Source organism: Klebsiella sp. K5-45 (genome assembly GCF_030128605.1).
Taxonomy (GTDB): domain Bacteria; phylum Pseudomonadota; class Gammaproteobacteria; order Enterobacterales; family Enterobacteriaceae; genus Klebsiella; species Klebsiella quasipneumoniae.
The window spans coordinates 14,029-39,216 of the sequence record NZ_JAKUZW010000003.1 but is presented as its reverse complement, the minus strand read 5'-3'; the positions used below and the strand labels follow the sequence as shown (position 1 = coordinate 39,216).

General features: G+C 60.1%; 22 protein-coding genes. 14 read left to right on the top strand and 8 right to left on the bottom strand.

Annotated elements, in window-relative coordinates:
• Positions 1-54: 54 nt before the first annotated feature.
• Positions 55-492, top strand: coding sequence for an arginine:ornithine antiporter (locus tag MKS11_RS06890; RefSeq protein WP_065878946.1), 438 nt, complete (start codon positions 55-57; stop codon positions 490-492).
• Here the strand turns inward: MKS11_RS06890 and kdpE are convergent.
• From kdpE to kdpF, 6 genes are read right to left on the bottom strand one after another with little or no spacing between them, the layout of a single operon-like run.
• Positions 474-1,151 (bottom strand): two-component system response regulator KdpE, encoded by a 678-nt coding sequence (gene kdpE / locus MKS11_RS06885; protein ID WP_002894776.1) that lies wholly within the window; start codon positions 1,149-1,151, stop codon positions 474-476. The two genes, MKS11_RS06890 and kdpE, sit on opposite strands and share 19 nt — an antisense overlap.
• Positions 1,148-3,835, bottom strand: a complete 2,688-nt coding sequence (gene kdpD, locus MKS11_RS06880; RefSeq protein WP_284109454.1) for a two-component system sensor histidine kinase KdpD — start codon at positions 3,833-3,835, stop codon at positions 1,148-1,150. The genes kdpE and kdpD overlap by 4 nt, the downstream gene beginning before the upstream one ends.
• The gene (gene kdpC, locus MKS11_RS06875; protein ID WP_004885963.1) at positions 3,836-4,411 is read right to left on the bottom strand and encodes a potassium-transporting ATPase subunit KdpC; all 576 of its coding nucleotides are present in this window, start codon (positions 4,409-4,411) and stop codon (positions 3,836-3,838) included.
• A 10-nt stretch (positions 4,412-4,421) separates the two neighbouring features.
• Positions 4,422-6,470 (bottom strand): potassium-transporting ATPase subunit KdpB, encoded by a 2,049-nt coding sequence (gene kdpB, locus MKS11_RS06870; protein ID WP_087771325.1) that lies wholly within the window; start codon positions 6,468-6,470, stop codon positions 4,422-4,424.
• A gap of 20 nt (positions 6,471-6,490) precedes the next feature.
• Entirely contained in the window at positions 6,491-8,170 is a 1,680-nt protein-coding gene (gene kdpA / locus MKS11_RS06865) for a potassium-transporting ATPase subunit KdpA (RefSeq protein WP_017901418.1), read from the bottom strand.
• Positions 8,170-8,259, bottom strand: coding sequence for a K(+)-transporting ATPase subunit F (gene kdpF, locus MKS11_RS27590; protein ID WP_020323459.1), 90 nt, complete (start codon positions 8,257-8,259; stop codon positions 8,170-8,172). The genes kdpA and kdpF overlap by 1 nt, the downstream gene beginning before the upstream one ends.
• Positions 8,260-8,564: 305 nt before the next feature.
• Here kdpF and MKS11_RS06855 point away from each other — a divergent pair, with 305 nt between their 5' ends.
• Both MKS11_RS06855 and phrB read left to right on the top strand, forming a co-directional pair.
• Positions 8,565-8,774 (top strand): DUF2517 family protein, encoded by a 210-nt coding sequence (locus MKS11_RS06855; protein WP_004142243.1) that lies wholly within the window; start codon positions 8,565-8,567, stop codon positions 8,772-8,774.
• 182 nt (positions 8,775-8,956) lie between these two features.
• Positions 8,957-10,399 (top strand): deoxyribodipyrimidine photo-lyase, encoded by a 1,443-nt coding sequence (phrB, locus tag MKS11_RS06850; protein WP_087771326.1) that lies wholly within the window; start codon positions 8,957-8,959, stop codon positions 10,397-10,399.
• Here phrB and dtpD read toward each other — a convergent pair.
• The gene (gene dtpD / locus MKS11_RS06845) at positions 10,371-11,849 is read right to left on the bottom strand and encodes a dipeptide permease DtpD (RefSeq protein WP_048294391.1); all 1,479 of its coding nucleotides are present in this window, start codon (positions 11,847-11,849) and stop codon (positions 10,371-10,373) included. The genes phrB and dtpD overlap by 29 nt on opposite strands.
• Before the next feature lie 267 nt (positions 11,850-12,116).
• Here dtpD and MKS11_RS06840 point away from each other — a divergent pair, with 267 nt between their 5' ends.
• Genes MKS11_RS06840 through nei form a run of 6 tightly spaced genes read left to right on the top strand, consistent with a single transcriptional unit; the run spans position 12,117 to position 16,680 of the window.
• Positions 12,117-12,860, top strand: coding sequence for a type 2 GTP cyclohydrolase I (locus MKS11_RS06840; protein ID WP_004885970.1), 744 nt, complete (start codon positions 12,117-12,119; stop codon positions 12,858-12,860).
• 14 nt (positions 12,861-12,874) lie between these two features.
• Entirely contained in the window at positions 12,875-13,531 is a 657-nt protein-coding gene (gene pxpB / locus MKS11_RS06835) for a 5-oxoprolinase subunit PxpB (RefSeq protein WP_017901415.1), read from the top strand.
• Entirely contained in the window at positions 13,525-14,457 is a 933-nt protein-coding gene (gene pxpC, locus MKS11_RS06830; RefSeq protein WP_004885976.1) for a 5-oxoprolinase subunit PxpC, read from the top strand. Before pxpB ends, pxpC begins: the two co-directional genes overlap by 7 nt.
• Entirely contained in the window at positions 14,447-15,199 is a 753-nt protein-coding gene (gene pxpA, locus MKS11_RS06825) for a 5-oxoprolinase subunit PxpA (protein WP_087771327.1), read from the top strand. Before pxpC ends, pxpA begins: the two co-directional genes overlap by 11 nt.
• Before the next feature lie 29 nt (positions 15,200-15,228).
• Positions 15,229-15,873 carry a pyroglutamyl-peptidase I gene (gene pcp / locus MKS11_RS06820; protein ID WP_004885979.1) on the top strand — a complete coding sequence of 215 codons (645 nt, stop codon included), beginning with the start codon at positions 15,229-15,231 and terminating at the stop codon, positions 15,871-15,873.
• A 15-nt stretch (positions 15,874-15,888) separates the two neighbouring features.
• Positions 15,889-16,680, top strand: coding sequence for an endonuclease VIII (nei, locus tag MKS11_RS06815; RefSeq protein ID WP_048294393.1), 792 nt, complete (start codon positions 15,889-15,891; stop codon positions 16,678-16,680).
• Positions 16,681-16,770: 90 nt separating this feature from the next.
• Here the strand turns inward: nei and gltA are convergent, their stop codons facing one another.
• Positions 16,771-18,054: a citrate synthase gene (gene gltA, locus MKS11_RS06810; protein ID WP_004885983.1), complete on the bottom strand. Its 1,284-nt coding sequence runs from the start codon at positions 18,052-18,054 to the stop codon at positions 16,771-16,773.
• Positions 18,055-18,694: 640 nt separating this feature from the next.
• On the opposite strand from gltA, the gene sdhC reads away from it, so the two are divergent.
• The 5 genes from sdhC to sucA all read left to right on the top strand — a co-directional run bounded on the left by sdhC (position 18,695) and on the right by sucA (position 25,186).
• Positions 18,695-19,099 carry a succinate dehydrogenase cytochrome b556 subunit gene (gene sdhC, locus MKS11_RS06805; RefSeq protein ID WP_004142216.1) on the top strand — a complete coding sequence of 135 codons (405 nt, stop codon included), beginning with the start codon at positions 18,695-18,697 and terminating at the stop codon, positions 19,097-19,099.
• On the top strand, positions 19,093-19,440 hold the full coding sequence (gene sdhD / locus MKS11_RS06800; RefSeq protein WP_002894949.1) for a succinate dehydrogenase membrane anchor subunit: 348 nt from the start codon (positions 19,093-19,095) through the stop codon (positions 19,438-19,440). The genes sdhC and sdhD overlap by 7 nt, the downstream gene beginning before the upstream one ends.
• Positions 19,440-21,206 carry a succinate dehydrogenase flavoprotein subunit gene (sdhA, locus tag MKS11_RS06795; RefSeq protein ID WP_004179067.1) on the top strand — a complete coding sequence of 589 codons (1,767 nt, stop codon included), beginning with the start codon at positions 19,440-19,442 and terminating at the stop codon, positions 21,204-21,206. Before sdhD ends, sdhA begins: the two co-directional genes overlap by 1 nt.
• Before the next feature lie 15 nt (positions 21,207-21,221).
• Entirely contained in the window at positions 21,222-21,938 is a 717-nt protein-coding gene (gene sdhB / locus MKS11_RS06790) for a succinate dehydrogenase iron-sulfur subunit SdhB (RefSeq protein WP_064150449.1), read from the top strand.
• 440 nt (positions 21,939-22,378) lie between these two features.
• Positions 22,379-25,186: a 2-oxoglutarate dehydrogenase E1 component gene (gene sucA, locus MKS11_RS06785; RefSeq protein WP_004147623.1), complete on the top strand. Its 2,808-nt coding sequence runs from the start codon at positions 22,379-22,381 to the stop codon at positions 25,184-25,186.
• The last annotated feature ends 2 nt before the right edge of the window (positions 25,187-25,188 follow it).

Sequence of the window (25,188 nt, the reverse complement as noted above, 5' to 3'; positions counted from 1 at the left end):
CGGCGCACGATCATCAGGCCCCTTGCGGGCCTGATTTTTTTCGCAAGGATAGCGATGAAAATACAACGGAAGTCCCTGTTTTTGTTCTGGGCGTGGATGGATCTCTTTTTCGTCCTGCAATTCTTATGGTGGAATATTGCCCACCGCCGACTCCCTTTTTACGACGACCTGCTGGCTTATCTCCAGCTGCTGCACACCTGGGGCTCTGCGGCGGTCTGGCTCTATCCGCTAAATGTGCTGCTGATTATCAGCATCCCGTTGTCGATGATCCTCTTTTTCCGTCAGAGCCGCTATGGGCTGTGGCTGGCCTGGGGGCAGGCGCCGCTCAGGCTGGTGTTTATGCAGCCTTCGCTTTCTTTGGGTCCGTGGCTGATTCAGGCCGCCGGCGTCAGGCATTTAGCGATCCTGGCAGGCTTCCTGCTGCTCTCTGAAGGGCTGAAGATCACCAGCCTCTGGTACTGCAGAGGCGGGGCTCAGGGCATAAAGCGATAGCCAATCCCGGTTTCGGTCAGCAGATGCTGCGGGCGCGCCGGATCGGCCTCCAGCTTTTGCCGCAGGTGACCCATATAGATCCGCAGATAATGGCTGTGCTCCACGGCGTTAGGGCCCCACACTTGATTCAGCAGCTGGCGCTGTGTAAGCACTTTGCCGGGATTATTCAATAGCGCCGCCAGCAGGCGAAACTCGATGGGCGTCAGGTGGATCTCTTCGCTGCCGCGCAGGATGCGGCGGGCAGGGATATTGACCTCCAGGTCGGCGAAGCGCACCACCGGCTCGTCGGCCTGCGCCGCGCCGTGGCGACGCAGCGCGACGCGCAGGCGGGCCTGCAGCTCGCCGATGCCAAAGGGTTTACTTAAGTAGTCATCGGCGCCGGCATCCAGGGCGGCAATTTTGTCATGCTCTTCGCTACGCGCTGACAGGACGATAATCGGCATCTGACTCCACTGGCGCAGGTCGCGAATAAAATCAATGCCGTCACCATCCGGCAGGCCGAGATCGAGGATCGCGAGGTCGGGCTTACGGGTGGCGGCTTCGATCAGCCCGCGCTGCAGGGTTTCCGCTTCAAATACGCGCATGCCGTCGGCTTCCAGCGCGGTGCGCAGAAAGCGACGGATAGCGTGTTCGTCTTCGATAATCAGAACGTTAATCACAATTCCTCAGATAGCTCTTCCAGTTCAGGGGGCGTTTCTCCCGGCAGTGTAACACGGAATGAGGCGCCGCCCTCTGGCCGGTTGCTGGCGGAGATGGTCCCGCCGTGGACGTCGACGATGGCCTGACAGATGGCAAGGCCCAGCCCGACGCCGGGGATCGCCGATTCTTTGTTGCCGCGGGCGAATTTATCAAAGATAGCCTGTTCCTGGCCCGCCGGGATCCCTGGACCATTATCCCATACCTCCAGCGACAGCTGCCGGGCGTCCGCTACGGCGCGAATACCGATGTCCGCCCGGGCGCCGGCATACTTATGGGCATTCTCCAGCAGATTGATCAGCACCCGCTCGAACAGCGGCCCGTCAACATGCACCAGCTGCAGCGGATCGGGTAAATCCAGTTGAACGTGCTGGCCGCCGAGGCTCGGTTCGAGCATGCGCAGCGCGCTGCCGACCACCTCCTCCAGCGTCAGCCACTCCTTGTGCAGATTAAAGCCGCCGGACTGGATCCGCGCCATATCCAGCAGGTTGTTCACCAGCCGGGTGGTGTTGAGCACATGCTGGCGGATTTCGTTGGCCTGCGGGGCATGCTTCGAGCCCTCGCTGGCCAGATCGAGGGTCAGGATTTCCGCCTGGCCAAACAGCACGGTCAGCGGGGTACGCAGATCGTGCGACAGGGCGGCGAGCAGCGAGTTACGCAGGCTTTCGCGCTCGCTGGTCAGTCGGGCCTGCTCTTCGCTGGCGGTCAGGGTGAGACGCTCCAGGGCGCTGGCCACCAACAGGGTGAAGGTCTCCAGCAGCCGCTGTTGCTCCGGGATCATCAGCTGGCGCAGATTCGCCGGCTCCACCACCAGCAGGCCCCAGGTGCGGGCGGCGCTCTTCAGGGGCAGGATCTGATACGGCACGCCGGGCAGGGTATCGGTGCCAGCGCCGGCGGGTTGACCCTTATCAAAGCTCCAGCGGGCGATGGCGTCATCCCACGGCGTCAGCCCGGGCTGGTGGGTTAAGGGCAGCAGTTTCCCGTGGGCGTCCGGGAGCAGCAGCTGGCTGCGGGCCTGAAAGGTGGAGGTGATAAACCGCTCGCTGGTGGTGGCGATATCCTGCTGGCTACGACCCACCGCCAGCGCTTTGGACATCTCATACAGATGGCGGGTACGCCGCTCGCGGTAGCGCGCCACCCGCGCCTGGTAGCGCACGCCGGCGGTGAGGTTACCGATAAGCAGGCCCACGGTGAGCATCACGCCGAAGGTGAGCAGATACTGGACATCGGACACCGCCAGCGTGCCGCGCGGGGCGACAAAAAAGAGATCGAAGCTGATAACGTTAATCACCGTCGCCAGGACCGACGGCCAGCGGCCGTAGAGCAGAGCGATGATCACCACCCCCAGCAGATAGAGCATCACCAGGTTAGCGGCTTCGAAGGCCATCAGCCACTGCATGGCCACCAGGGTAATGATGGCGCACAGCGCCACCGCCACCGCGCAGCCCTGCAGCTGCAGGCGCCATTTCTCCAGCGCCGGACGACTGTCGCTGGCGCGCACCGGAAAGGGGAAGGGTTTTTCATCCAGGGCGATGACCACCAGATCGAGGTCCGGCGCGTGGCGAGCCAGACGGTCGGCAAAACCGCTACGATCCCACCAGCGGCGCTTGCTCTGGCGGCCGATGACAATTTTCCCAAGGTTGTGTTCGCGGGCGTAATGGAGAACCGCTTTCTCTTCTGACGGGTCGGAGAGGGTGGCGGTTTCGGCGCCCAGCTCCTGGGCCAGACGCAGCGCGGCGAGGATGGCCCGTCGCCGGGCTTCCGGTAGCTGGTGCAGGGAAGGGGTCTCGACATACACCGCATGCCAGACGCTGCCCAGACGGGCGGCGAGCCGTGCGGCGGTACGCACCAGCTTTTCGCTGCCGGTGTTGTGCCCGATACAGAGCAGGATCGCGTCGCGGGTGTGCCAGACTTTCTCCTGGCCCTGGCGGTCGCGCCAGGCGCGCATCTGCTCATCGACGCGATCGGCGGTGCGGCGCAGGGCCAGTTCACGCAGCGCAATCAGGTTCCCTTTGCGGAAAAAGTTCTCGATAGCGCGCTCGGCCTGGCCACCGATATAGACTTTGCCCTCATTGAGCCGCTGGCGCAGATCGTCAGGGGGCAGATCCACCAGCACCACGTCGTCCGCGGCGTCAAAGAAGGGATCGGGGACGGTCTCTCGCACCTGCACGCCGGTGATCCCGCTGACGACGTCATTCAGACTTTCCAGATGCTGGACGTTAACGGTGGTGAAGACGTCAATCCCGGCCTCCAGCAGTTCGTCCACATCCTGCCAGCGCTTTGGATGGCGGGAGCCGGGGGCATTACTGTGCGCCAGCTCATCCACCAGAATCAGCGCCGGACGGCGGGCGAGGGCGGCGTCGAGATCGAACTCATACACGTAGCGCCCGCGGTGGGCGAGCCGCCGCGGCGGCAGGGTGCTCAGGCCCTGCAGCATCGCGGCGGTCTCTTTCCGGCCGTGGGTCTCCGCCACGCCAATCAGAATATCCAACCCCTGCGCCCGGAGCCGCTGCGCTTCCGCCAGCATCGCCCAGGTTTTCCCCACCCCGGCGCAGGCGCCGAAGAACACTTTTAGTTTGCCGCGATGCGGGGCGGCGGTGTGCTGCAGCAGGCGGTCAGGGTCCGGACGCAGCGGCTCGTCACTCATTTACTTATCCTTCAGGGCATCCAGCGCCATATTGAGTTGCAGTATATTGACCACCGGCTGGCCAAGGAAGCTCAGCAGCGGCTTTTGTGTGGCCTGGTTAACCAGCGCGGTCACCTGGTCGACGCTCAGCTGGCGCGCTTTGGCCACCCGCGGCGCCTGCCACAGCGCGGCGGCCGGGGTCAGGTTGTTATCGAGACCGCTCGCCGAGGTGGTGACCAGTTCGACCGGCACACGCGGGTCGGCATCCGGGTTTGCGGCGCGCAAGGCCTGCACCCGCTCGCTCACCGCCTTATCCAGCGCCGGGTTGCTGGCGGCGAGGTTGCTGCCGCCAGAGGCCATCGGGTTATCCGCTGTCTCCGCGGTGGCTGACGGGCGACCCTGGAAATAGCCTGCGGCGGTAAAGTTCTGGCCAATCAGCGCCGAGCCGCGCACCTCGCCGTTCATGCGGATCAGCGAGCCGTTGGCCTGTGAGTTAAACCACCACTGCCCCAGGCTGGTGGTCAGCAGAGGATAAACGCCGCCGGTGAGCAGGGTTAACAGAATAAATAGCACAAGTGCTGGACGAATCAATGACATAGTTTGTTCCTCACACCAGACCGCTCAGGGTCAGCAGCAGGTCGATGGCTTTAATACCGATAAAAGGCACCAGCAGACCGCCGAGGCCGTAGATCCACAGATTGCGGCGCAGCATCGCCGAGGCGGAGAGCGGGCGATAGCTCACCCCTTTCAGGGCCAGCGGGATCAGGAAGACGATGATCAGCGCGTTGAAGATAACGGCGCTGAGGATCGCCGACGATGGCGAATGCAGGCCCATCACGTTCAGCATGGCCAGCTGGGGATAGACCGCGGCAAACGCCGCCGGAATAATGGCGAAATATTTCGCCACGTCGTTGGCAATACTGAAGGTGGTCAGCGAGCCGCGCGTCATCAGCATCTGTTTGCCGATATGGACCACCTCAATCAGCTTGGTGGGGTTGGAATCCAGGTCGACCATGTTGCCCGCCTCTTTCGCCGCCTGGGTGCCTGAGTTCATGGCTACCGCCACGTCGGCCTGCGCCAGCGCGGGCGCGTCGTTGGTGCCGTCGCCGGTCATCGCCACCAGCCGACCTTCCGACTGATACTGGCGGATCAGCGCCAGCTTGGCTTCCGGCGTCGCTTCGGCGAGGAAATCGTCGACGCCGGCCTCGGCGGCGATCGCCGCGGCGGTCAGGCGGTTATCACCGGTGATCATCACCGTTTTAATGCCCATTTTGCGCAGCTGGGCGAAACGTTCTTTGATGCCGCCTTTGACGATATCTTTGAGTGAAATAATCCCCAGCACCTTTTCCCCTTCGGCGACCACCAGCGGCGTGGCCCCCTGGCGGGCGACCTCTTCCACCTGCTTCTCGACATCGGCAGGGAAGTGGCCACCGTTGGCCTCTACGTGGCGGCGAATGGCGTCCACCGACCCTTTGCGGATCATGCGCTGATCGATATTGATGCCGCTCATCCGCGTTTGCGCGGTAAAGGGGACAAAGGTGGCGTGCAGCGACTGCAGATCGCGTTCGCGCAGGTTAAAGCGCTGTTTCGCCAGCACCACGATGCTGCGTCCCTCAGGGGTTTCGTCCGCCAGCGAGGAGAGCTGGGCGGCATCGGCGAGGGTTCGCTCTTCCACACCGCGCGCCGGCAGGAAAGCGGAGGCCTGGCGGTTGCCGAGCGTAATGGTCCCGGTTTTATCCAGCAACAGCACATCAACGTCGCCTGCCGCTTCCACCGCGCGGCCGCTGGTGGCGATCACGTTGGCGCCCAGCATACGGCTCATCCCGGCGACGCCGATGGCCGACAGCAGACCGCCGATGGTGGTCGGGATCAGGCACACCAGCAACGCCACCAGTACGGTGACGTTGACCGCATTGCCGCTCCACGCCGAGAATGGCCAGATGGTGGCGGTGGCCAGCAGGAACACCAGCGTCAGGGCGATCAGCAGGATCGTCAGGGCGATTTCGTTCGGCGTTTTACGGCGCTGGGCGCCTTCCACCATGGCGATCATCCGGTCGAGGAAGGTTTCTCCCGGGTTAACGCTGCAACGGATCACCAGCCAGTCGGAGAGGATGCGCGTCCCGCCGGTCACCGAGGCGAAATCACCGCCGGATTCGCGGATCACCGGAGCAGACTCGCCGGTAATGGCGCTTTCATCCACCGAGGCGCCGCCTTCGATGACTTCACCATCGCAGGGGATAATATCCCCGGCTTCCACCAGCACTACGTCGCCTTTGCGCAGGTCTTCCGCCGGCACGTGGTCGACCGTCGCGTCATGCTGCGGGGCGCGCAGTTTACGGGCGAAGGCCGTTTTTTTCACCCCTTTCAGGCTATTGGCCTGGGCTTTGCTGCGGCCTTCCGCCATCGCTTCGGCAAAGTTGGCGAACAGCACGGTAAACCATAGCCAGATACTGATGGCGGCGGTAAAAGTGGCGCTGCCGGTCAGGGCGCCGCCAGCCATGGCGATGGCCAGCAGGGTGGTTAACAGGCTGCCCACCCAGACGATAAACATCACCGGATTGCGCCACTGCACCATCGGGCTGAGTTTTTTCACGGCATCCAGCAGCGCCTGGCGTACCAGCGTCGGCTCCAGCAGGGCTAATTGTTTGCGACTCATAACAGGGTGCTCCGCATCGCTCAAAGTAAGGAAAAGTGTTCGGCCAGCGGGCCAAGCGCCAGCGCAGGAATAAAGGTCAGGGCGCCAACCAGCAGCACGGTGCCGATCAGCAGACCGATAAACAGGGCGTCGTGGGTGGCCAGGGTGCCGGGGCTGGCCGGTTGAATTTTCTTCGCCACCAGCGAGCCGGCGATAGCCATCACCGGAATGATGACGGCGAAGCGTCCAGCCAGCATGCAGAACGCCAGCAGCAGGTTCCAGAATGGCGTCGCCGCGCCCAGGCCGGCGAAGGCGCTGCCGTTGTTATTGGCCGCCGAAGTGACGGCGTACAGCACTTCGCTAAAGCCGTGCGGTCCGGGGTTGAACATCCCGGCGCGGCCGGCCTCGGTCATCATCGCCAGCGCCGTGCCGAGCAGCACCAGCGTCGGGGTGACCAGAATGGCCAGGGCGATCATTTTCATTTCCCGGACATCGATTTTCTTTCCGAGGTACTCCGGGGTGCGGCCGACCATCAGGCCGGCGATAAACACCGCCAGCATAACGAACAGCAGCATGCCATAAAGACCCGAGCCGACGCCGCCGAACACCACTTCGCCAATCTGCATCAGCCACATCGGCACCATCCCGCCCAGCGCGGTGAAGGAGTCATGCATGGCGTTGACCGCGCCGCAGGAGGCGGCGGTGGTGATCACCGCGAACAGACTGCTGGCGAGAATACCGAAGCGGCTCTCTTTACCTTCCATATTCAGGCTGCTGTCGGCGCCCAGCGTCATCAGGTGCGGGTTACCGCGGGTTTCCGCCCACATCACCACGGCGACGCAGAGGATAAAGATCAGCGTCATCGCCCACAGGATGGCGCGCCCCTGGCGGCGATCGCTCACCACCTCGCCGAAGGCGAAGCACAGCGCCGCCGGGATCAGGAAGATGGCCAGCATCTGCACGAGATTGGTCAGCGCCGTCGGGTTTTCAAACGGATGGGCGGAGTTGGCGTTAAAGAAACCGCCGCCGTTGGTGCCCAGCAGCTTAATCGCTTCCTGTGAGGCGACGGGCCCCATCGGCAGCAGCTGGTGCGCCCCTTCGAGGGTGGTAAAGGGCTGGTAGGCCTGCAGGTTCTGCGGCACGCCCTGCTGAATAAAGAACAGGGCCACCAGCAGAGAGAGCGGCAGCAGCAGCCACAGGGTAATGCGCGTCAGGTCGACCCAGGCATTGCCGAGGGTGGACATTTTCTGCCGGGCGAAGGCGCGGGTCAGGGCGAAGACCACGGCGATGCCGGTAGCGGCGGAGAGGAAATTCTGCACCGTCAGCCCCACCATCTGGCTGAGATAGCTCATGGTGCTTTCGCCGGCGTAGGCCTGCCAGTTCGTATTGCTGACAAAGCTGACCGCGGTGTTGAGCGCCAGATCCCACGTCAGCCCCGGCAGGTGCTGCGGGTTAAACGGCAGCACGCCCTGCAGCATCAGTAGGGCAAACAGCGCCAGGCCGCCGAGGGCGTTGAACAGCAGGAGCGCCAGCAAATACTGCAGCCAGCCCATCTCTTCGGCGCGGATCCCGGCCACGCGCCACAGGACGCGCTCGACCCCGGCCAGGCCGGGAAGCGGGATGTCATTCACCATTCTTGCCAGACACATCCCCAGCGGGCGCGCCAGCACCAGCAATACCAGCAGATAGCTGGCTAATAATAAAAATCCCTGGGCAGCCATCAGAATGCCTCCGCATGTATCAAGGCATAAACCAGATAAGCCAGTAACAGGAACACCAGCCCAACGCCAGTGAGTACGCCTGCAGTCACAATCCACCTCCGGGTGTGTTTTTGATTTACCAGGAGAATAGAAATTACGGCGCAAAGATTTCGCAAAAATCCGCGGGCGCGGTGTAAAAAAAGTATAAAAATGACAAAGGCACAATTTAACTGATGGTTAGTATTAATTTAACTTTTTCGTAACTAATTTACGTAGCGAATGTAAATTAAGTATAAATACGTGCTTTTTAGTGGTCGGATGAGTAGTAAAATTACAACCAGAGCGGTATTATTTTGCTCAGACAAACATGATTAATTTTCCGGCGCTGCTTGCCGGCCTGACAAAGGGGAGAGAAATGATGGCGTTGTACAAAGCTTATCCTGCTCATATTATTTTGCTGCGTCGTGCTTTCGCCGTCGTGGCTGGCGTCGCGGCGCTGCCGGTGATGCTGTTCTGGAAGGATCGCGCCCGCTATTACAGCTGGCTGCACCGTGTATGGTCGAAAACCAGCGAGCAGCCGGTGTGGATGGCGCAGGCGGAAAAAGCCGCGCACGACTTCTACTAATTCGCCCTGCTGCGAGGAAAACCACTAACCGCCGGTTGCCCCGGCGGTTTTTTTTCGCCGCTTGTCTACACTCGTTTTCAGGCGCCGCAGCGGAATTGGCAGGTGCTTATTTTGCCGGGGCGCGCTATTTTTGCCGGCTTAGATCATAAGATGAGTTTTGCTGACGGAGAGTGAGGAGTGATATGGCCACCCATCTGGTCTGGTTACGCACGGATTTACGCATTCACGATAACCTGGCGCTGGCCGCCGCCTGCCGCGATCCGCAGGCGCAGGTGCTGGCGCTGTATATTGCCACCCCGGGGCAGTGGCGCGAACATCACCTGGCGCCGCGGCAGGCCGCTTTTATCGCCAGCCATTTGCACAGTCTGCACACCGCGCTGGCGGAGCGGGGCATACCGCTGTGGGTAGAAGAGGCGGACGATTTTAGCGCCAGCGTCGAGCGGCTGGCCCATTTCTGCCAGCAGCACCAGGTCAGTCACCTGTTCTACAACTATCAGTACGAATTCAATGAACGCCAGCGCGATGCCGCCGTTGAGAGCTCCTTGAGCGAAGTGATTTGCCAGGGATTTGACGACAGCGTCCTGTTGCCGCCCGGCAGCGTACTAACCGGCGGCGGCGAAATGTATAAAGTCTTCACCCCGTTTAAGAACGCGTTTATTCGCCGGCTGCGGGAAGGATTGCCGGCGTGCGTGGCCGCGCCAAAGCCGCGCCAGGCGCCCGCTCGCCTGGCGCCGCCGGTGCCGGAGCTAAACTATCCGCAAATGCCGTTCGATGGGCTGCTGTTTGCCGCGGATGAAAAAACGGCGCTGGCGCGGCTGCGCGCGTTTTGTCAGCAACCGGCGGCGGATTATGAGGGGCAGCGCGACTTCCCGGCCGTGGAAGGGACCAGTCGCCTGTCGCCCTGCCTTGCCATCGGGGTGCTGTCGCCGCGCCAGTGCCTGCATCGGCTGCTGACGGAACACCCCGCCGCACTGGATGGCGGGGCAGGCGCCACCTGGCTTAATGAGCTGATCTGGCGCGAGTTTTACCGCCATCTGATGGTCTACTATCCGAAACTCTGTAAAGGTCGGCCGTTTGTCGCCTGGACCGATAAGGTCGCCTGGCGCGAAGAGGATGGCGCCCTGCAGGCCTGGCAGCGCGGGGAGACCGGCTTTCCGATTGTCGATGCCGCCATGCGCCAGCTTAACGCCACCGGCTGGATGCATAACCGGTTGCGCATGATTGTCGCCAGTTTCCTGACCAAAGATCTGCGCCTCGACTGGCGGGCAGGGGAGCGCTATTTCATGAGCCAGCTGATTGACGGCGACCTGGCGGCGAACAACGGCGGCTGGCAATGGGCGGCTTCGACGGGCACCGACGCCGCGCCCTATTTCCGCATATTTAATCCCACTACCCAGGGCGAGAAGTTTGATAAGCAGGGGGTGTTTATGCGTCGCTGGCTGCCGGAGCTGGCAAAGGTGCCGGAGAAGGCGCTGCATCAGCCGTGGGTGTGGGCGGATAAACAGGGGGTGACGCTGGATTATCCGCGCCCGATAGTCGATCACAAGCAGGCGCGACAGGAGACGCTGGCGGCCTGGGAGGCCGCCAGAAAGGGGATTATTCCACCGCCAGACGGCGGGTCCTGACCTTCAGCGAGTGATACAGCCAGATAACCAGCACTACGCCGACGCAGGCCAGCGCGCCCCAGGTGATCTGGCTGAAGACGTTGATGTAGGCGTCAATGGAATAGTTCACCGCCCCGGCGACGTCGAATGACGCCTGCGAGGTCTGGTCGGCGATAACGCCGGCCAGATAGTTGGCGATGGCCCCGGAGAGCAGCATATAGATGCCGGTCAGCACCCCGGTCACTCCCGGGATCTCAATGCGGGTGATTTGCGACATCGCGACCGGGTCGATAAACAGTTCGGCAAAACCCATCACCGCCAGCCCCAGCACCATCAGCGGCATGGACGACTGGCCATAGGCCGCCGACCAGCGGGCGCTGAGGGTCAAAATGCAGAACCCGGCGCTCATCAGGCCCAGACCGAGGGCAAATTTCCCCCAGATGCGCACGGTGCGGTTACCGCCGACGCTCTCTTTCACCAGCCACGCCAGCACCATGCCGCAGAGCATCACCGCAAAGGCGTTGATCGACTGGAACATAGCGGTAGGGACTTCGTAGCTCATGATATGGCGGTTAACGAAGCGGTCAATATACAGGCTGATGGAGCTGCCGCCCTGTTGGGCGAAGGCCCAGAACAGCAGGCTGAAGGCGGTCAGGACGACGATCAGGCGCAGATCCTTGCGCTGTTTATCGGTCTCGGCACGCAGGTAGATCCGCGCCAGCACCGCGAGGCCAATGGCCGTGGCCACGATCAGGGCATACACCGACCACTCCTGCCAGAACAGCACGGCAATCAGCAGCGGCGCGATGACCAGCAGCACCAGCAGCCAGCCCCAGTTCGGCAGCAGGAAGCGGCGGGCGTACAGCGCCTGGCGGTTCACGCCGGCGGTATGCTGGAAATGACGGTTGCCGCAGAGGAAAATCACCAGTCCCGCCACCATGCCGATGGCCGCCAGGGCAAAGCCCATCGCCCAGCTATACTCCTCCTGAACGTAGCCGCAGGCGATGGGCGCGATGATCGAGCCGATATTGCCCGCGGCATACATCAGCGAGAAGCCGCCATCGCGACGCGGATCGGCGGGTTCGTACAGTTCGCCCAGCAGACAGCTGACGTTGGATTTAAACAACCCGTAGCCGCAGACGATGATCGCCAGCGACAGGTAGAGGAAGGCCGGGGCGGTTTCGCTGGCCCCGAGCACCAGATGGCCAATGGCCATCAGCAGCGCGCCGAGCATGACCGCCATCCGGTTGCCTAACAGCTTATCGGCCAGATAGCCGCCGAGGATCGGCGTCACATAGACCAGCGAACAGTAGGCGCTGAACAGGGCGTAAGCGTGGTTATCATCATATTTGAGCTGATTGGTGAGATAGAGGATCAGCAGGGCGCGCATGCCGTAGAAGCTAAAATATTCCCAGATTTGCAGCGCCACGACGTAGTAAATCGCCCGCGGTTGCGATGATGTTGTCTTCATGAGAAGTGTGTTTCCTGGCCTAAAGCGAAAGTCGATCGTTCTGCATGAATAGCGTTTAATTAGTCATATTCATGGCTTGAGGGGCTTTCTGATTATTTAATATGCTTTATTAGTGCATAAATATACACGAATGCGCGGCGGGGTGAATAGACAAATTGCGCTATTCAGTAAAAAGTCATCGTCAGTGTCGGAGGCGGACTATCGACGACCCGAATGGATCTGGTTATGTTATGCCTTTGTATACCCTGATTATCTGCTGGAGTGGCGATGAAAAATAGCGAACTGGAACAACTGATAAACGACAAGCTCAATAGTGCAGCCATCAGTGACTTCGCCCCTAACGGTCTGCAGGTGGAAGGGCGCGACACGGTGCACAAGATCGTCACCGGAGTGACGGCCAGCCAGGCGCTGCTGGATGAGGCCGTTCGTCTTCAGGCGGATGCGGTGATTGTCCATCACGGCTATTTCTGGAAAAACGAATCGCCAGTGATCCGCGGTATGAAGCGCCGGCGCCTGAAAACCCTGCTGGCCAATGATATCAATCTCTACGGCTGGCACCTGCCGCTGGATGCCCATCCCGAGCTGGGCAATAACGCGCAACTGGCGCATCTGTTGGGGATTAACGTGCTGGGGGAAATCGAACCGCTGGTGCCCTGGGGCGAACTGTCGATGCCGGTTTCCGGCCTTGAACTGGCCTCATGGATTGAAGCGCGGCTGGGGCGTAAGCCGCTGTGGTGCGGCGATACCGGGCCGGACACCGTCAGCCGCGTCGCCTGGTGTACCGGCGGCGGCCAGAGCTTTATCGACGCCGCGGCGCGCTTTGGCGTGGACGCGTTTATCACCGGCGAGGTGTCGGAACAAACCATCCATTCCGCCCGCGAGCAGGGCCTGCATTTTTATGCCGCCGGCCACCACGCCACCGAGCGGGGCGGTATTCGCGCCCTCAGCGAATGGCTGACGGAAACCACTGACCTGGACGTCACCTTTATTGATATTCCCAACCCTGCCTGACGGGAGAGAGAAAAGTGCAGCGAGCGCGTTGTTATCTGTTAGGAGAAACGGCCGTCGTGCTGGAGCTGGAGCCGCCGGTCACCCTTGAGAGCCAGCAGCGGATCTGGGGCTTAGCCCAGCGTCTGGCGAACCATGAGGAAGTGATTGACGCCATTCCCGGCATGAACAATATCACTGTGGTGCTCCGCCGCCCGCAGGAGGTGGCGTGGGAGGCGATAGACCGTCTGCAGCGCTGGTGGGAGGAGAGCCTCGCGATCGAGCCGGAGTCGCGCTCGCTGACCATTCCGGTCGTCTACGGCGGCGAGGCCGGACCGGATCTCGGGGTGGTGGCGCAGCACAGCGGCCTCAGTGAAAAGCAGGTCGTGGAGCTGCACGCCTCGGTGGAGTATCTGGTCTGGTTTATTGGTTTTCAGCCGGGATTTCCCTACCTGGGCGGGTTGCCAGCGGCGCTGGCGACGCCGCGTCGCGCCGAACCGCGCGTGCACGTCCCGGCCGGGTCGGTGGGTATCGGCGGCGCGCAAACCGGGATCTATCCGCTGGCGACGCCCGGCGGCTGGCAGCTGCTGGGGCGGACCTCGCTAACGCTGTTCGACCCGTCGCGGAAGGAGCCTGCGCTGCTGCGCGTGGGCGATAAAATTCGCTTTGTGCCGCAAAAGGAGGGGGTATGTTGACTCTGATCCGCGCCGGCCTGTACACCTCGGTACAGGACGGTGGACGAGAAGGCCTGCGCCAGTCTGGCATCAGCCGCTGCGGCGCTCTGGATTATCCCTCGCTGGTGATTGCCAATCTGCTGGTTGGCAACGAGGCGAATGCCGCCGGGCTGGAGATTACCCTCGGCCAGGTGGAGATCGAATTTGCCCGCAGCGGCTGGTTTGCGCTGACCGGCGCCGCCTGCGAAGCGACGCTGGACGGTAAAGCGGTCTGGGTGGGCTGGCGCACCGCCTACCGGCCCGGGCAGCGCCTGGTGCTGAAAACGCCGCAGCATGGCATTCGCAGCTATCTGGCGGTGGCGGGCGGGATTGCGGTACCCGAGGTCCTTGGTTCGCGCTGCACGGATCTCAAGGCGGGGATTGGCGGTCTGGAAGGACGCCGCCTGCAGGACGGCGACAAGCTGAAGCTCGGGAAAGCCGCCCGCCGCTTCACCACCCCGCGCGGCGTCAAGCAGCTGCCGCTGGGCAACCGCATTCGTGCGCTGCCCGGGCCGGAGTACCACGAATTTGACGCGGCCTCGCAGGCGTCATTCTGGCGCGCCCCCTGGAAGCTCAGTCCGCAGAGTAACCGCATGGGGTACCGCCTGCAGGGGCAGCCGCTGAAACGCACCACCGATCGCGAAATGCTGTCGCACGGCCTGCTGCCGGGCGTGGTGCAGGTGCCGCACAACGGCCAGCCCATTGTGCTGATGAACGACGCGCAAACCACCGGCGGCTATCCGCGGATCGCCTGCATCATCGATGCCGATATGTACCAGCTGGCGCAGATCCCACTGGGGCAGCCGATCCATTTCGTGGCCTGCTCGCTGGAGGAGGCGCTGAAGGCGCGGGCCGATCGTCAGCGTTATCTTGAACAACTGGCGTGGAGACTCCACGATGATGATTGATCTCAATGCCGATCTCGGGGAAGGCGGGGCGAACGATAGCGCGCTGCTCCAGCTGGTGTCGTCGGCGAATATCGCCTGTGGTTTTCACGCCGGCGACGCCGGGCTGATGGTGCAGAGCGTGCGCGAGGCGCTGAAGTACGGCGTCGCGGTGGGCGCCCATCCGGGATATCCCGACCGGGAAAATTTTGGCCGCACGGCGATGGATCTGCCGCCGGAAACGGTCTATGCCCAGACGCTGTATCAGATTGGCGCTCTGGCGGCGATCGTTCAGGCTCAGGGCGGCGAGTTGCAGCACGTAAAGCCGCACGGCATGCTCTACAACCAGGCGGCCAAATCGCCGCCGCTGGCCGACGCGATCGCCCGCGCGGTCCGCGATGTTAACCCGCAGCTGGTGCTGGTGGGTCTGGCGGGCAGCGAACTGATCCGCGCTGGGCAACGCTATGGCTTGACGACGCGTCAGGAGGTGTTTGCCGATCGCGGTTATCTGGCCGACGGCAGCCTGGTGCCGCGCACCGAGCCTGGCGCGCTGATTGACAGCGAAGAGCAGGCCCTGGCGCAAACCCTCGAAATGGTGCAACACCACCGGGTGCGTAGCGTCAGGGGCGAATGGGCGAACGTGGTGGCGCAGACGGTATGTCTGCATGGCGATGGTCCGCATGCCCTCGAATTTGCCCGCCGTTTGCGGGCGGCGTTCGCCGGGCGCCATATTATGGTCAGCGCTCAGCCAGAGGCTGAGATATGACAATCTGAAGGACCGCGAAGGAGAAGACGATGGCGGGCGTATTACTCACCGGTTTTGAACCCTTTGACGGCGAGACGGTGAACCCTTCCTGGGAAGTGGTGCAGCAGCTTGACGGCACAATGATTGCTGGTCAGCCGGTGATCGCCAGGCAGCTTCCCTGCGTGTTTGGCGAGGCGCTGTCGGCGCTGGACGCGGCGATTGAAGACCTGCAGCCGAAGCTGGTTATCGCGGTGGGACAGGCCGGCGGCCGGGTCGATATCAGCGTCGAACGTGTGGCGATTAACGTCGATGATGCGCGTATCCCCGATAACAAAGGCCAGCAACCCATCGACACGCCGATCGTCGACGGCGGGCCGGCCGCGTGGTTCAGCACCTTGCCGATCAAAGCGATCGTCAGCGCGCTGCGCGATCGCGGGATCCCGGCCTCGGTGTCGCAAACCGCCGGCACCTTCGTCTGCAATCACGTCATGTACGGTCTGCTGCACAAGCTGCAGGGACAGAATGAGGTAAGGGGCGGGTTTATCCATATTCCATGGCTACCGGCGCAGGCGGCGGCCCATCCCGGCGAGCCGAGTATGGCGACCGCCACCGTGCGGGAAGCGCTGGAGACGGCCATAGCCGTAGCCCTGCACCAGCCGGTGGATAGTAAACTGGGCGGCGGCGCCACCCACTAACAGAAGGATGACAGTATGCCGGAAGGTCCGGAGATCCGCCGCGCGGCGGATACACTGGAGGCAGCAATCAAAGACGAACCCTTAACCGACGTCTGGTTCGCTTTTCCCCGGTTGCAACCCTATCAAACCGAACTGATTGGTCAGCGGGTTACCCATATCGATACCCGGGGCAAAGCCCTGCTGACCCGCTTCTCCGGCGGCCTGACCCTGTACAGCCATAATCAGCTGTACGGCGTCTGGCGCGTGGTTGAGACCGGCGAACAGCCTGCCTCTAACCGGGTGCTGCGCGTCAGGCTACAGACGGCCAGCAAGGCGATTTTGCTCTACAGCGCGTCGGACATTGAGATGCTCACGGCGGAGCAGGAGGCCAACCATCCGTTCTTGCTGCGCGTCGGTCCGGACGTGCTGGATATGACGTTAACCGCGGAGCAGGTGAAAGCGCGACTGCTGTCGGCCAAATTCCGCAATCGTCAGTTTTCCGGCCTGCTGCTGGATCAGGCTTTTCTTGCCGGTCTGGGTAACTATCTGCGGGTGGAAATCCTCTGGCAGGTGGGGCTGACCGGGGGGCATAAGGCCTCGGAGCTTAATGAAACACAGCTGGATGCGCTGGCGCACGCGCTACTCGATATCCCGCGGCTTTCTTATCGCACTCGCGGCCAGCCCGATAACAACAAGCACCACGGTTCGCTGTTCCGCTTTAAGGTCTTCCATCGCGATGGGGAAAAGTGCGAGCGCTGCGGGGGCGTGATTGAGAAGACCATGCTCTCATCGCGGCCGTTTTACTGGTGCCCGCACTGCCAGCATTAAGCCGGCAGCCAGGCAGTGTCAGCGCCAGGCTTCATCGTCAGGCATAAAAAACGCGCCAGCAGGCGCGTTTTTATCATCCGGACAGCGAGATTAACGCTTGATGTCGGACTGGAAGTCGCGTTTGGCGTAGCCGGTGTACAGCTGACGCGGACGGGCGATCTTCATGCCGTCGCTGTGCATTTCGTTCCAGTGCGCAATCCAGCCCACGGTACGCGCCATGGCGAAGATAACGGTAAACATGGAGGACGGAATACCCATCGCTTTCAGGATGATACCGGAGTAGAAGTCGACGTTCGGGTAGAGCTTCTTCTCGATGAAGTACGGGTCGTTCAGCGCGATATGCTCCAGCTCCATGGCCACCTGCAGCAGGTCGTCTTTGGTGCCCAGCTCTTTCAGCACTTCATGGCAGGTTTCACGCATCACGGTGGCGCGCGGGTCGTAGTTTTTGTAAACACGATGGCCGAAGCCCATCAGGCGGAATGAGTCATTCTTGTCTTTCGCACGACGAACAAATTCCGGAATGTGTTCAACGGAGCTGATCTCTTCCAGCATTTTCAGCGCCGCTTCGTTGGCGCCGCCGTGCGCCGGTCCCCACAGAGAGGCGATGCCGGCTGCGATACAGGCGAACGGGTTAGCGCCGGAAGAGCCCGCGGTACGTACCGTCGAGGTCGAGGCGTTCTGCTCGTGATCGGCGTGCAGGATCAGAATACGGTCCATGGCGCGCTCGAGCACCGGATTGACTTCGTACTCTTCGCACGGCGTGGCGAACATCATGCGCAGGAAGTTGCCGGCGTAGGAGAGGTCGTTGCGCGGATAAACAAACGGCTGGCCGATAGAATACTTGTAACACATAGCTGCCATGGTCGGCATTTTGGACAGCAGGCGATAGGCGGCGATTTCACGGTGACGCGGGTTATTCACGTCGAGGGAGTCGTGATAGAACGCCGCCAGGGCGCCGGTGATCCCGCACATAACGGCCATCGGGTGAGAATCGCGACGGAACGCATGGAACAGACGGGTGATCTGCTCATGGATCATGGTGTGACGGGTCACGGTGGTTTTGAATTCGTCATATTCGGCCTGGGTTGGTTTTTCACCGTTCAGCAGAATGTAACAAACTTCAAGATAGTTTGATTCGGTCGCTAACTGGTCGATCGGGAAGCCGCGGTGCAGCAGGATCCCCTCGTCACCATCGATAAACGTAATTTTAGATTCACAGGAAGCGGTAGATGTGAAACCTGGGTCAAAGGTAAATACGCCTTTTGAACCAAGACTACGAATATCAATAACATCCTGACCGAGCGTGCCTTTTAGCACATCCAGTTCAATAGCAGTGTCACCACCCAGGGTGATTTTTGCTTTAGCATCAGACATTTATGGTCTCCTTAGCGCCTTTATTGCTTAAGACTGCCGGGTGGTGGATTTGCTTTCGGCCCGCGCCCGTATACGTTACCAGTTTGTTATGTTGCACACAGCTCTGCGTCAGCGAAAAGGGCAGGGTACAGAGCAACGGCGCTTGATGGCACGTTCTTCAGGGCTGCGGTGAAACAACAGCAAATCAGCGTTTTAGCAGTCCGAATATTAAAACCTGTATACCACTAATAACTGTCCTGATTACATCGGTCAATACTGACACACTGTTACATAACTTATTCTCAGGTGAAAGAGTGACCCCATAACTTTTGAGCATTATTGCATTTAACTGGTAATGGTTGTAACAAGAATGTTTAATATTTGTCAAATCAGGTGATTAAAAATTAAAAAAATGTTGTTATCGTGACCTTGATCACTGTTCCGGAGAAAACCCAACAAACTATATGTAGGTTAATTGTAATGATTTTGTGAACGGCCTATACTGCGGCCAGGTCTCCGGAACACCCTGCAATCCCGAGCCACCCAGCGTTGTTTAGTGATGTTTTAATGCCTGAAAAGACGTTTTAACATGACTTCTGGTTATAGAAAGGACGCTGTCTGACCCGCAAGCAGACCGGAGGAAGGAAACAATAAGAACAGCATGTGGGCGTTATTCATGGTAAGAAATGTGAAAAAACAAAGACCTGTCAATCTGGATCTACAAACGATACGGTTCCCAATCACGGCGATAGCGTCCATTCTCCATCGCGTTTCCGGTGTCATCACCTTCGTGGCGGTCGGAATTCTGCTTTGGCTGCTGGGCACCAGCCTCTCCTCCCCTGAAGGTTTTCTGACGGCGGCCTCGATCATGGATAGCTTCTTTGTGAAGTTCATCATGTGGGGCATTCTCACCGCGCTGGCCTATCACGTCGTTGTCGGTATCCGCCATCTGATGATGGACTTTGGTTACCTGGACGAAACCCTCGAAGCAGGGAAACGTTCCGCCAAGATTTCTTTTGTTATTACTGTCGTGCTTTCACTTCTCGCAGGAGTCCTCGTATGGTAAGCAACGCCTCAGCACTGGGACGCAACGGCGTACATGACTTTATTCTGGTCCGTGCTACCGCCATCGTTCTGACCCTCTATATCATCTACATGGTTGGCTTCTTCGCTACCACCGGTGAGATCTCATGGGAAGTGTGGACCGGATTCTTTGCCTCCGGCTTCACTAAAGTCTTCACTCTGCTGGCTCTCGTTTCCATTCTTATCCATGCCTGGATCGGGATGTGGCAGGTGTTAACGGACTACGTTAAACCACTGGCTCTGCGCCTGGTTCTGCAGCTGGCTATCGTTGTGGCGCTGGTGGCTTACGTTCTTTATGGATTTGTTGTGGTGTGGGGTGTGTAATGAAATTGCCAGTCAGAGAGTTTGATGCTGTTGTCATCGGTGCCGGCGGCGCAGGTATGCGCGCGGCGCTGCAAATTTCCCAGAGCGGACAGACCTGTGCGCTGCTCTCTAAAGTCTTCCCGACCCGTTCCCATACCGTGTCAGCGCAGGGGGGTATCACCGTCGCGCTCGGTAACTCCCATGAAGATAACTGGGAATGGCATATGTACGACACCGTAAAAGGGTCGGACTATATCGGTGACCAGGACGCCATCGAATATATGTGTAAGACCGGCCCGGAAGCGATTCTCGAGCTGGAGCACATGGGCCTGCCGTTCTCCCGTCTTGACGACGGCCGTATTTATCAGCGCCCGTTCGGCGGCCAGTCGAAGAACTTCGGCGGCGAGCAGGCGGCGCGCACCGCGGCGGCGGCTGACCGTACCGGCCACGCCCTGCTGCACACCCTGTACCAGCAGAACCTCAAAAACCACACCACTATTTTCTCCGAATGGTATGCCCTCGATCTGGTGAAAAACCAGGACGGCGCGGTGGTGGGTTGTACTGCCCTGTGCATCGAGACCGGCGAAGTGGTCTACTTTAAAGCCCGCGCCACCGTGCTGGCTACCGGCGGCGCAGGCCGTATCTATCAGTCCACCACCAACGCCCACATCAACACCGGTGACGGCGTCGGGATGGCCATTCGTGCCGGCGTGCCGGTGCAGGATATGGAAATGTGGCAGTTCCACCCGACCGGCATCGCCGGGGCAGGGGTTCTGGTCACCGAAGGTTGCCGCGGCGAAGGCGGTTATCTGCTCAATAAACACGGCGAACGCTTTATGGAGCGTTATGCCCCGAACGCCAAAGACCTGGCGGGTCGTGACGTGGTGGCGCGTTCCATCATGATCGAAATCCGCGAAGGTCGCGGCTGCGATGGCCCGTGGGGCCCGCACGCGAAATTGAAGCTGGATCACCTGGGTAAAGAGGTTCTGGAATCTCGTCTGCCGGGTATCCTCGAGCTGTCCCGTACCTTTGCTCACGTCGATCCGGTGAAAGAGCCGATCCCGGTTATCCCAACCTGCCACTACATGATGGGCGGTATTCCGACCAAAGTGACCGGCCAGGCGCTGACCGTCAATGAGAAGGGCGAAGACGTGGTGATCCCGGGCCTGTTCGCGGTAGGCGAAATCGCCTGCGTATCGGTCCACGGCGCTAACCGTCTTGGCGGCAACTCGCTGCTCGACCTGGTGGTCTTCGGCCGCGCGGCGGGCCTGCATCTGCAGGAATCCATCGCCGAGCAGGGCACGCTGCGCGACGCCAGCGAATCCGATATCGAAGGCTCGCTGGACCGCCTCAACCGCTGGAACAACACCCGTTCCGGTGAAGATCCGGTGGCGATCCGCAAAGCGCTGCAGGAATGTATGCAGCATAACTTCTCGGTGTTCCGCGAAGGCGATGCGATGCACAAAGGTCTGGAACAGCTGAAAGTGATCCGCGAGCGCCTGAAAAACGCCCGTCTCGACGATACCTCCAGCGAGTTCAACACCCAGCGCGTTGAGTGCCTGGAGCTGGATAACCTGATGGAAACCGCGTACGCGACCGCCGTATCCGCTAACTTCCGTACCGAGAGCCGTGGCGCCCACAGCCGCTTCGACTTCCCGGATCGTGATGATGAAAACTGGCTGTGCCATTCCCTGTATCTGCCAGAGTCGGAATCCATGACGCGTCGTAGCGTCAACATGGAACCGAAACTGCGTCCGGCATTCCCGCCGAAGATTCGTACTTACTAATGCGGAGACAGGAAAATGAAACTCGAGTTTTCAATTTATCGCTATAACCCGGATGTTGATGACGCTCCGCACATGCAGGATTACACCCTCGAAGCGGAAGAAGGTCGTGACATGATGCTGCTGGATGCGCTGATCCAGCTGAAAGAAAAAGATCCGTCGCTGTCGTTCCGCCGCTCCTGCCGTGAAGGGGTTTGTGGTTCCGATGGCCTGAATATGAACGGGAAAAACGGTCTGGCGTGCATCACGCCGATCTCCGCGCTGAATCAGCCGGGCAAGAAGATTGTTATCCGTCCGCTGCCAGGATTACCGGTTATCCGTGATTTGGTGGTGGACATGGGGCAATTCTATGCACAATATGAGAAGATTAAGCCTTACTTGTTGAATAATGGGCAAAATCCTCCGGCTCGCGAGCATCTGCAGATGCCTGAGCAGCGTGAGAAACTCGATGGTCTGTACGAGTGTATTCTCTGCGCATGTTGTTCGACTTCGTGCCCGTCGTTCTGGTGGAACCCGGATAAGTTCATTGGCCCGGCTGGCCTGTTGGCCGCGTATCGCTTCCTGATCGACAGTCGCGATACCGAAACCAGCGAGCGTCTGGACGGCCTGAGCGATGCTTTCAGCGTATTCCGCTGTCACAGCATTATGAACTGCGTCAGTGTGTGTCCGAAGGGGCTGAACCCGACGCGCGCCATCGGCCATATTAAGTCGATGCTGCTGCAGCGCAACGCGTAAGAAACCCGGCGTGTCCCGGATGGCGCTACCGCTTATCCGGGCTACCAAAAGCAGTAACCCCGGTAGCGTTTGTGCTACCGGGAAATGAATACCCTAAATAATTCGAGTTACAGGACAACGTACATGTAACTTGAAGTATGAAGGGATAGCAGGAAATCTTTAAAAACCGCCACAAGATGTACCAGTAATCAAGGCGTTCAGTGCGAGGTAAGGCGGCAACTGAACGCATCCCCGGGAGCATAGCGAACTATGTGACCGGGGTAAGTGAAGGCAGCTAACGCAACCGCAGCCTGAACGCCGAAGATTAATGGCAGTTTTTAAAGGTTCCTTAGCGGATAGAAACCACAACTCGTCCGCAACAAGTGAACCCCGGCACGTGCACTCGGTGTGCGTGGTAGTTTCTACGGCGAAATAAGCATATGAATGCTTAAGGGATCACGATGCAGAACGGCGCAATGAAAGCCTGGCTGGACTCTTCTTACCTCTCTGGTTCGAACCAGAGCTGGATAGAACAGCTCTATGAAGACTTCTTAACCGATCCTGACTCTGTTGACGCCAACTGGCGTTCAATGTTCCAGCAGTTACCTGGCACCGGAGTTAAACCGGATCAATTTCATTCCAAAACGCGTGATTATTTCCGTCGACTGGCGAAGGATGCCTCACGTTACACTTCTTCGATTTCCGACCCAGACACCAATGTGAAGCAGGTTAAAGTCCTGCAGCTCATCAACGCATACCGTTTCCGTGGCCACCAGCATGCGAATCTCGATCCGCTGGGGCTGTGGAAGCAAGAGAGAGTGGCGGATCTCGATCCGGCCTACCACGATCTGACCGAGGCCGATTTCCAGGAAAGCTATAACGTAGGTTCATTTGCCATCGGTAAAGACACGATGAAGCTGGGCGAGTTGATTGCCGCCCTCAAGCAAACCTACTGCGGCTCCATCGGCGCGGAATACATGCATATCACCTCTACCGAAGAAAAACGCTGGATCCAGCAGCGCATTGAATCGGTAGCTGGCAAAGCGAGCTTTACCGCGGAAGAGAAAAAACGCTTCCTCAGCGAACTGACCGCCGCGGAAGGCCTGGAGCGCTACCTCGGCGCCAAATTCCCGGGGGCGAAGCGCTTCTCGCTGGAGGGTGGCGATGCCCTGATCCCGATGCTCAAAGAGATGATCCGCCATGCGGGCAAGAGCGGCACCCGCGAAGTGGTGCTGGGCATGGCGCACCGCGGTCGTCTCAACGTGCTGGTCAACGTGCTGGGTAAAAAACCGCAGGATCTGTTCGACGAGTTCGCCGGCAAACATAAAGAACATCTCGGTACCGGCGATGTGAAGTACCACATGGGCTTCTCATCCGATATGGAAACCGAAGGCGGTCTGGTGCACCTGGCGCTGGCGTTTAACCCGTCGCACCTCGAGATCGTCAGCCCGGTGGTTATCGGTTCCGTACGCGCCCGTCTGGATCGTCTGGACGAGCCGAGCAGCAACAAGGTTCTGCCGATCACTATCCACGGCGACGCCGCCGTCACCGGTCAGGGCGTGGTTCAGGAAACCCTGAACATGTCGAAAGCCCGCGGTTACGAAGTGGGCGGTACCGTGCGCATCGTTATCAACAACCAGGTGGGCTTCACGACCTCTAACCCGCTGGATGCGCGTTCGACCCCGTACTGCACCGACATCGGTAAAATGGTGCAGGCGCCGATTTTCCACGTCAATGCCGACGATCCGGAAGCGGTCGCGTTCGTCACTCGTCTGGCGCTGGATTTCCGCAATACCTTCAAACGCGATGTTTTCATCGATCTGGTGTGCTACCGCCGTCACGGCCATAACGAAGCCGATGAGCCGAGCGCAACTCAGCCGCTGATGTATCAGAAGATCAAAAAGCACCCGACCCCGCGCAAAATCTATGCTGACAAGCTGGAGCAGGAGAAGGTGGCGACTCTGGAAGACGCGACCGAGCAGGTTAACCTCTACCGCGATGCGCTGGATGCCGGCGAATGCGTGGTGCAGGAATGGCGTCCGATGAACATGCACTCCTTTACCTGGTCGCCGTACCTCAATCATGAGTGGGACGAGAGCTATCCGGATAAAGTGGAGCCGAAGCGTCTGCAGGAGCTGGCGAAACGCATCAGCACGGTGCCGGAAGGTATCGAAATGCAGTCCCGCGTAGCGAAAATTTACGCCGACCGCCAGGCGATGGCGGCAGGTGAGAAGCTGTTCGACTGGGGCGGCGCCGAAAACCTGGCCTACGCCACGCTGGTTGACGAAGGTATTCCGGTGCGTCTGTCCGGGGAAGACTCCGGTCGCGGCACCTTCTTCCATCGTCATGCGGTGATCCATAACCAGACCAATGGTTCAACTTACACCCCGCTGCAGCATGTCCATAACGGTCAGGGCCAGTTCCGCGTTTGGGACTCGGTGCTGTCTGAAGAAGCCGTACTGGCGTTTGAATATGGTTACGCCACCGCTGAGCCGCGCACCCTGACCATCTGGGAAGCGCAGTTTGGCGACTTCGCCAACGGCGCTCAGGTGGTGATCGACCAGTTCATCTCCTCCGGTGAGCAGAAGTGGGGCCGGATGTGCGGCCTGGTGATGCTCCTGCCGCACGGCTATGAAGGCCAGGGTCCGGAGCACTCCTCCGCGCGTCTGGAGCGTTATCTGCAGCTGTGCGCTGAGCAGAACATGCAGGTCTGCGTACCGTCCACACCGGCGCAGGTGTACCACATGCTGCGTCGTCAGGCGCTGCGCGGTATGCGTCGTCCGCTGGTGGTGATGTCGCCGAAGTCGCTGCTGCGTCATCCGCTGGCAGTCTCCAGCATGGATGAGCTGGCGAACGGCACTTTCCTGCCGGCCATCGGTGAAATCGATCAACTTGATCCGCAGGCTGTGAAGCGCGTTGTGCTGTGCTCTGGTAAGGTTTACTACGACCTGCTGGAACAGCGCCGCAAAAACGAGCAAAAAGATGTCGCTATCGTTCGTATCGAGCAGCTCTATCCGTTCCCGCATCAGGCGGTGCAGGAAGCGCTGAAAGCGTATGCGCACGTGCATGATTTTGTCTGGTGCCAGGAAGAGCCGCTCAACCAGGGCGCATGGTACTGCAGCCAGCATCACTTCCGTGAAGTGATTCCGTTTGGGGCCTCTCTGCGTTATGCAGGCCGCCCGGCCTCCGCCTCTCCGGCGGTAGGGTATATGTCCGTTCACCAGAAACAGCAACAAGATCTGGTCAATGACGCGCTGAACGTCGATTAATT